The 7,496-nt window shown below is 53.3% G+C and carries 5 protein-coding genes and 1 pseudogene; 5 read left to right on the forward strand and 1 reads right to left on the reverse strand.

The features are described from left to right. Positions 1–237: 237 nt before the first annotated feature. On the forward strand, positions 238–3,507 hold the full coding sequence (locus tag HQL65_19740; protein MBF0138470.1) for a caspase family protein: 3,270 nt from the start codon (positions 238–240) through the stop codon (positions 3,505–3,507). 14 nt (positions 3,508–3,521) lie between these two features. Beyond that, positions 3,522–5,228, forward strand: a complete 1,707-nt coding sequence (locus HQL65_19745) for a caspase family protein (protein ID MBF0138471.1) — start codon at positions 3,522–3,524, stop codon at positions 5,226–5,228. An 83-nt stretch (positions 5,229–5,311) separates the two neighbouring features. Here the strand turns inward: HQL65_19745 and HQL65_19750 are convergent, their stop codons facing one another. Continuing rightward, positions 5,312–6,010, reverse strand: a complete 699-nt coding sequence (locus HQL65_19750) for a hypothetical protein (GenBank protein ID MBF0138472.1) — start codon at positions 6,008–6,010, stop codon at positions 5,312–5,314. Positions 6,011–6,205: 195 nt separating this feature from the next. On the opposite strand from HQL65_19750, the gene HQL65_19755 reads away from it, so the two are divergent. From HQL65_19755 to HQL65_19765, 3 genes and pseudogenes are all read left to right on the forward strand, one after another. Then, positions 6,206–6,745, forward strand: coding sequence for a hotdog fold thioesterase (locus tag HQL65_19755; protein MBF0138473.1), 540 nt, complete (start codon positions 6,206–6,208; stop codon positions 6,743–6,745). A gap of 146 nt (positions 6,746–6,891) precedes the next feature. Beyond that, positions 6,892–7,149 (forward strand): hypothetical protein, encoded by a 258-nt coding sequence (locus tag HQL65_19760; protein ID MBF0138474.1) that lies wholly within the window; start codon positions 6,892–6,894, stop codon positions 7,147–7,149. Continuing rightward, positions 7,146–7,429 (forward strand): annotated as a pseudogene (locus tag HQL65_19765) (hypothetical protein). The gene HQL65_19760 and the pseudogene HQL65_19765 overlap by 4 nt, the downstream one beginning before the upstream one ends. Positions 7,430–7,496: the final 67 nt, after the last annotated feature.

The raw sequence follows: 7,496 nt of genomic DNA on the forward strand, positions 1-7,496 counted from the left end.
CTCTTGGCGGGGTTTGGGGCGGAGCCCCAATAAAATCTTCCTTTCCAATTTTTTTATTCGAGGGTTAATAGACAGCCTCTCAGACATGCCAAATCAGAAGGCTGCTCCTCTTGGAGAGTAGCCATGCCGTTCCGAGCGTACAAAAATTTCCGACCTGCCCGGAGTCAGAAAATCTGGAAAAATTGGTGACGCGAAAAGAGTGACAATGACGTGATGATCCTGCCAGGAGATGGATGCATGGCCAAAAATGCTGGACGTTGTGTGCTGGACCTGTTGCTCGTGCTGGTGTTCGGTCTTGGTTGCCTGGTTGATGCAATGGCCGTGGAGAAAACCCCACCGCCGCCCGGTCCCCCCAAAACGCCATTTCTCCGCATCGAAACCGGCATGCATACGGCGATGATCAATCGTCTGGCCGTCGATGGAAAAGGCAATTTTGTTGCCACGGTCTCGGATGACAAAACCGTGCGGGTCTGGTCTCTTCCCGAAGGCAAGCTGCTTGCCACTCTGAGGGTTCCCATTGGTTCCGGCAATGAGGGATCCCTTTACAGCGTGGCCATTTCCCCGGATGGGAAGAGCCTGTTGACAGCCGGGGCCACGGGTCATACCTGGGATGGCCTGTTTTCTCTTTATCTGCTTGATCTGGAAAAAGAGCGCATCAAGGGGGTGCTGCCCAATCTGAAAGCCCCCGTATTTCACATGGCCTATGCACCCGACGGCAAAAAGCTGGCCCTGGCCGAAAGTACCTATGGACTTGTTCTTCTGGATGGTGCCGGCAAGGGAATCAGTGATGATCGCACCTATGAGGGTGCCGTGCATTGGGTGGCGTTTTCCCACAATTCGGAGCGTCTGGCCACAACCTCTCTGGATGGCCATGTGCGTCTTTACGATGGTCAGGGCAAATTGCTCGGCAAACGGCGTTTTCATCCCAAGGATCGTCCTCTGGCCGTGGCCTTCTCCCCGGATGACACCCAGTTGGCTGTCGGTTCCATGGATTCGCCCCGGGTCGAGATCATGTCGGCTTCGGACCTGAAAGCTGTTCATATCCCGGATGTCGGAGGCATGCGGGATGGCAATACGTCTGCCGTTGCCTGGTCCCAACAGTCGGATGGTCTCACCCTCGTTGCTGGCGGGACGGCTGTCGATGCGCAGGGCAATCGTCTCGTGCGCTATTGGAGCCAGGGAGGACGGGGCAAATACCGGGATGTTCCAATCAAGGGAGATGCCATCACCCAATTGACTTCGGTACCGGCTGGAATTCTTTATGCGTCTGCCACCCCGGCCTGGGGGTTGATCCCCCCCAATGGCGAGCGCCTGGAGAAAAAATCGGTGGCCAACGATTTCCGGGGCATTTATCAAGGCCGGCTCGCCGTGGCTGATGATGGCCTGGGCGTCGAATTCGGCACCCGGAGCAAGGGAACCCATCCCTTTCGACTCGATCTGTTGAACGAAACCCTGACTCCGGTTTCCACCCCCGACAAAACCTTCGCCACGCCCATCACGCAAACGCCACAACTGGCAATCACCGGCTGGGAAGCAACCAACAAGCCCATGCTGGGCAAGAAACCCCTTGAACTCGAAGGGGAAGAAATTTCCCGTTCCCTGACCATCCTCAACAATCAAAAAGGCTTTTTATTGGGCTCGGATTTTTATCTGCGCCTGTTTGATGCGCAGGGCAACGTTTTGAAAAAGATCAATGTTCCAGCTCCGGTTGCCGGTCTGGTTGCCACCCGGAACAATGCCCTGGCCGTGGCTGCCCTGCTGGATGGCACCCTGCACTGGTACAGCCTCAATGAAAATTCACGTCTGGACGAATTGGCCACTTTCTTCATGAACTCGGCCAATGCCCGCTGGGTGGCCTGGACGCCGGAAGGATTTTTTGCGCATGCCTACAATGGCGGCCAGGAGATGGTTGGATACCATTACAACAAAGGCAAATCAAAATCTCCGCTTTGGGTCGATTTTGATCAGCTCTATCGGAAACTGCATCGTCCGGATCTTCTGAACAAGAAGATCATGGGACAGGCCGCTCAGGAAATTCAGTTGGCCCAGGCGGCCATTGGCGACATGGATTCCCTGGTCACTGAAAAATTACCCACAGTTGAGCCGGTTGCTTATTGTTATACCCCGAAAGAGGGCGGGGGCGAAAAGTGTCAGGATATCGTGACCAACATGGTCACCCGTGGCCTGTCCAGAACGCCTGCAACAGTCCCCCCTGCACCTGCGCCTGGAGCGGCTGCACCATCGGCTGCACCGGCTGCACCGGCTGCAACTGCAACCTCTGCCACAAAAGCAACCGGTACATCTCCCCAAAGTGCCATTGCCATCGCATTGCCCGAAGGGATTCGAGATATTCGGGTCCGCTATCAGCTTTCCGGAAAAGGCAACCAGGAGATTGGCAATGCGGCCCTGATCCTGAACAGCAGAAACATTGAACAGGACGACAAGGTTGCCACTCGCGGTCTCTCCAGGGCACCCGATGCGGCCCAGGCCGGCAAGGACCCTGCCCTGGTCATTGAAAAAAAGGTCACCCTCGACCCGGGAAAAAATACTCTCGTACTGCGTGTGTACGACAAATCCAAGGCCTTCTTCAGCACCTCCCGCCAGGTTGACTTTGTGACCGCTGCCGCCATGACCTCCCGTGGTTCAGCCATCCAGAAATCTGAAAAACCAGCTGAAAAACCACGTCTTTTTGTGCTTGCTGCCGGTGTCAATCTCTACAAGAGCGTCAACATATTGCGCTATGCCGTGGCCGATGCCAAAGGCTTTGTCGATGCCGTACAAAAACGAAAAGGTGCCCTGTTCGGCGATGTGCTGACGCCAAAATTATTGCCTGATGGCACGATCAAATTCGTCGGATATTCAGACCAGGCCCCCAACATACTGGCCGACGAGGAAGTGACGAAAGACAATTTGAACAAGGCGTTTTCTGTCCTGGCCAACGAGGTACGCAAGGAGGATACCGTCCTCATCTATCTGGCCGGTCACGGGGTCAACTATCCGGACGAGAACAAGAACGATCAGTATTACTATATCACGCAAAACGTTGCCGGACCGGAACCGGAAATTGTTTCGAAACAGGGTTTTGGTGGCCTGGAATTGGTGGAACGACTGGTCAAGGTCAACAAGACCACGGGCAGAATTCTGTTGATCCTGGATACCTGTCATGCCGGAGCCGTGGCGCTTGACAGGGTCATGGAAAATATACAACATGAAATCGGCATGACCCTTCTGGCCGCATCCTCCAGTACCCAGGAGGCCCTGGATGGTTATCGAAAAAATGGCCGTGACAGTGGGCATGGTGTCTTTGCCTATGCCATTCTGGACGGCATCAACGGCAATGCCGCCGCCTCCGGCGGTGATGCCATCGACAACATCATGCTGGGCCAGTATGTCAAAAGAATGGTTCCCAGATTGGTTCAGGAAACCAATCCCAATCACAAACAAAAACCTTCCTTTAAAACACCCGGTGGAGAACTCGAAGAGTTTCCCGTCTCCGCAAAACAATGAACGAGGCCATACCCATGTCGGATTCCACCCAGGACAAATACGGCTCAGGCTTGTTGCTGATCATCTGGCTGGCCATCTCTGTTTTGTTGCAACCGACGACGGCCCTGGCCGAGGTGTATGGAATTGTTGTCGGCATCAACAAATACAAATCCTCACCCTTGGATGGACCGGTGAACGATGCCCGGGATGTGGCCGATGCCTTGAAGAAAATCGGTGCCAGGGAGATCACACTCCTGCTGGATGACGAAGCCAAACGCGACAATATATTCAAGGCCTGGAACGATGTTTTGCAAAAAAGCAAGGCCAATGATCTCATTGTCTTTTCGTATGCCGGGCATGGCGGAATCGAACCGGAGCATTTCAAGGGCAGTGAACCCAGCGGCAATGATTCAACCTTGTTGCTGGGAGGATTTTTTCCCAAAGGTGCCGGGACCTACGAACGCATCCTGGACGATGAAATTGCCGGTTTGTTGAAAAAAGCCGTGGATGGCAAACGCAGCGTCATTGTGGTGGCCGATGCCTGTCACTCGGGAACCATGACCCGCAGCATCGGCAGTTCCCCCGTCAAAGTGAAATATCGGGCGACGACCTATCCGCCCATCGTGGATGACAAGTTGCCGCCGCTTGACCCGAAATTGAAGGACATTCCCCGTGAACTTCCTGATGTTCTCTATCTGGGAGCGGTCAAGGATGATGAACTGGCCCCCGAAGGCAATATTGATGGAAACATTCGTGGAGCCTTGAGTTGGGCTTTTGCCAAGGGATTGCGGGGCGAGGCTGACTTGAACAAGGATGGTCAGGTCAACTCTGAAGAGTTGAAGAGATATGTCAGCGAAAAAGTCACGGCGGAAATGGAAGGGATGCAGCATCCGCAATTTTCCGGAAAATCGCGTGATTTCAGTCTGAATATCAAGGGATCCGCACCTGAGCCGGTTGCAGTATCTCCTGCACCCGTTTCTGCGTCTGCACCACAGCAACCCGTCATCGGGATGGCCATCCTCAATGCCACCTCCCCTGTCGATGCCCTGAGCAAGAAAATTCAGGGAATCAAATTGATCGATGCCAACTCCGGGAAGAGACCCGACCTGACCTGGGATGTTGCACGGGGTTTGCTCTACACCGAACTGGGTGATGTTGCCTCGACGATCAATCCGCAGGTTGCTGCCGAACAGGCCTCAGCCACCCGTGCCTTGAAACGCACCCAGAATGCCCCTGCGGCAACCGGCAATGAAACCTCGGATTTGCCAAATGTCCAGAATGCCGTCAATAAATACGTTGCCACCGAAGAGATCAAGCGCCTGATCACGCGCAACAGCCTGAAAATGTCCCTCCTTCCTGATGACAAACTGCATCAGGCCGGTGAAAAAATCACCTTCAGAGTCGAGGGGTTTGAAAAAACATTTTTTACCCTGTTCAACCTGGCCTCGGATGGTTCCGTCAATTTTCTCTATCCACTCGCCAATGAACAGGCCAAGGATCCCCTGGAAATTCCCCTTGGCAAACCCTATGAGCTGCATCTGACCGTTGAACCTCCCTATGGGGCGGACCACATTGTGGCGATCACCTCCTCCGCCCCCCTGACCGCCCTGCAACAGGAACTGCGGCAGATGGATGGCCAGAAACAGGCCAATAAAGTACCCGAAATTTTGCGCAAACATTTATCGGGAGATGGATGGCAAATGGGCATTCATGGGCTTTATACCGGCGACAAACTGCTCTGACCCATCAAGCCAGGCACCCATCACCGCCTGGATTCCAGGGCAAGGGTCAGATCACTGCCCGGATTCCAGGACAAGAATTCGGGTCACCGTTTGAATTCCACGGCAAGGGTCAGTTTGAGGCGATCTTCCGGGCCGGCCATCGGGGCTGCCGGAAGATTGCCACTGGCTGCCGGTGCCACCGGAAGTGCGGGGAGAGTGACCGGTAAAGTGCTGGATTTGGCCGTATTGGCTACATCAAGCCGGATTTCGTTTTTTTGCGGAACGGGACCGGGCGTGGCAACCTTGCCAGGCCACGACAAACCTTGCGGCAGAATCCGATACCAGGAAACCACGCCAATACCGATCATGATCACCATGAAGGCATAAAAAAACAGGCTTTTGTTTCTGCTGGAAATTTTCTCTGTGGTCGAAGCAGGAGTCTCCAGTTTTGGCATGTCGTTCGCCGGAACCGGGCGAAAAATATAAGGTGAGCGTGCCGGGGGTACCTGTTGTGAAGAAGAACCAGAAGATTGTGCCGACTCTGAAGCGTGTGGCGAGAGAGATTGAATCTGATCCTGCTGATCGGTCTGGTCGGTCTGGTCGGTCTGGCCGGATTGATCGGGCGGATAGACCATGCCAATCACCATGTTGATGATATCACCAATCGTGGTTTCACTTTGCGTAGCCAACTCTTTCAACTGGTTGGCTGTTGATACCTCGACCCAGGCATGGATCCGGATTTTTCCGGAAGCCTTGGCTTTGGCAGCAAATCTTTGTTGACGTTCCGCGTTGCTATCGCCCATGCTCTTTCCCAAAACGAGTCCAACCTGCCTGAAATCATTTCAGTTTGCCATGAATCTGTCAAGATAGTTCCGTTGCCATCCGCAAGGATCCGGTGCTGCACTTCGTGTGTGGCTGGTTTCGGATATGTTATATCTCTGGTAGAATGATTCTGTCTCGTCTCCTCAAACAGGTTCGTCATTCATCTGGAAATCAAATTGACTGCAATATCCGATTCTGATTCGCCTGATGCCATCCACGATGCACAGGCCATGCGTGTGGGTCAATGGATGCAGGCATCGGGTTTTCATCGTCTGCTTGGCATTCAAGTGGAAGGGGTACGTCCCGGCTGGTGTCGGGCTTCCCTGGTGGTCACGGCAGACCTTTTGAATCCGTTTGGCATCACCCATGGTGGCGTCGTTTTTACCCTGGCGGAATTTGCCTATGGAGTGGCTGGCAATGCCAGTGGCGAAACAGCCGTCGGCCTGATGACCAGCATGGCATTCCCCGCTTCCAGCCGTGAGGGAGAACGTCTGACCGCCGAAGCCCGGGAAATGGCTACCGGCTCCCGTACCCGTCATTTCCAGGTGGATGTCCGTCGTCCGGACGGGCAGGTGATCGGGCTGTTTACGGGCGTCCTGTTCCGGCGCGGAGATCCCTTGTCCCAATGGATGCCTGACGCCAAGCCCGTCCCCATGCCGGACATCGGCCCGCCAACTTCTTCACCTTCTGCCGACTCCCCCGGCAAGGTGACGTAAACAAGGCCGGCTGCGAGAATGTCCGTTTTCGCTGACCCTTTGGAAAATATTCGTATTGCGGACATTTTATAAATTTGGTACTTTGTGACAGTTGGATCGTGTGCAAGCGTAAAGACAATCAGATCACAATAGAGGTAAAACAGAACATGTCTCGTCATGTCATGCAGAATCTCTTGTATGAAGAAATTCAACAGATTCCAGATTCTGGGCTCTCTGCTCTTTATAATATCGTGCATTTATTCCGTTTATCTGCGCTATCTGTCAACCAGGAATCCAAAATAAATACCGATATTGAGAATGAGAAAGCAATACAAGCTATTAATGCATTTCGTGGCAGCGGCCAAGGAAGAGGTACTGAACGATTATTGAAAGATCGTCAGTTGGATCACGAGAAAGAAATGTGAGCGGTTATTTGCTCGATACATCGGCTCTCATCACGTTCCGAGATGGCGAGCCGGGAGCATCCAGAGTGGCTGAACTGCTGTATAATGCAGCAGCAAGAAAAGAGGTATGTTACGGATGTTTTATTTCTTTGCTGCACGCATCAAAGCAAACCATTCTCTGTCATTGGCTGATTCATGGATTGTTGCCGCAGCCGTGGAAGTAGACGCAATATTGATGCACAAGGACCCGGAATTTGAAAATATACCGGGTCTTCGTGAGGAGCGATTGCCTTACAAATGAATGTCCTCTGAATCCCCTGTCTAGGTGACATCAATAAAATCGACTTTAATTATGCCTGCTTCTGTTG

Source organism: Magnetococcales bacterium (assembly GCA_015228935.1).
Classification (GTDB): Bacteria; Pseudomonadota; Magnetococcia; order Magnetococcales; family DC0425bin3; genus HA3dbin3.

What these genes read in the sequence shown, in the direction of transcription:
- HQL65_19740 (MBF0138470.1), top strand. Translation starts at nt 238, where the DNA reads ATGGCCAAAAATGCTGGACGTTGTGTGCTGGACCTGTTGCTCGTGCTG.
- HQL65_19745 (MBF0138471.1), top strand. Translation starts at nt 3,522, where the DNA reads ATGTCGGATTCCACCCAGGACAAATACGGCTCAGGCTTGTTGCTGATC.
- HQL65_19750 (MBF0138472.1), bottom strand. Translation starts at nt 6,010, where the DNA reads ATGGGCGATAGCAACGCGGAACGTCAACAAAGATTTGCTGCCAAAGCC.
- HQL65_19760 (MBF0138474.1), top strand. Translation starts at nt 6,892, where the DNA reads ATGTCTCGTCATGTCATGCAGAATCTCTTGTATGAAGAAATTCAACAG.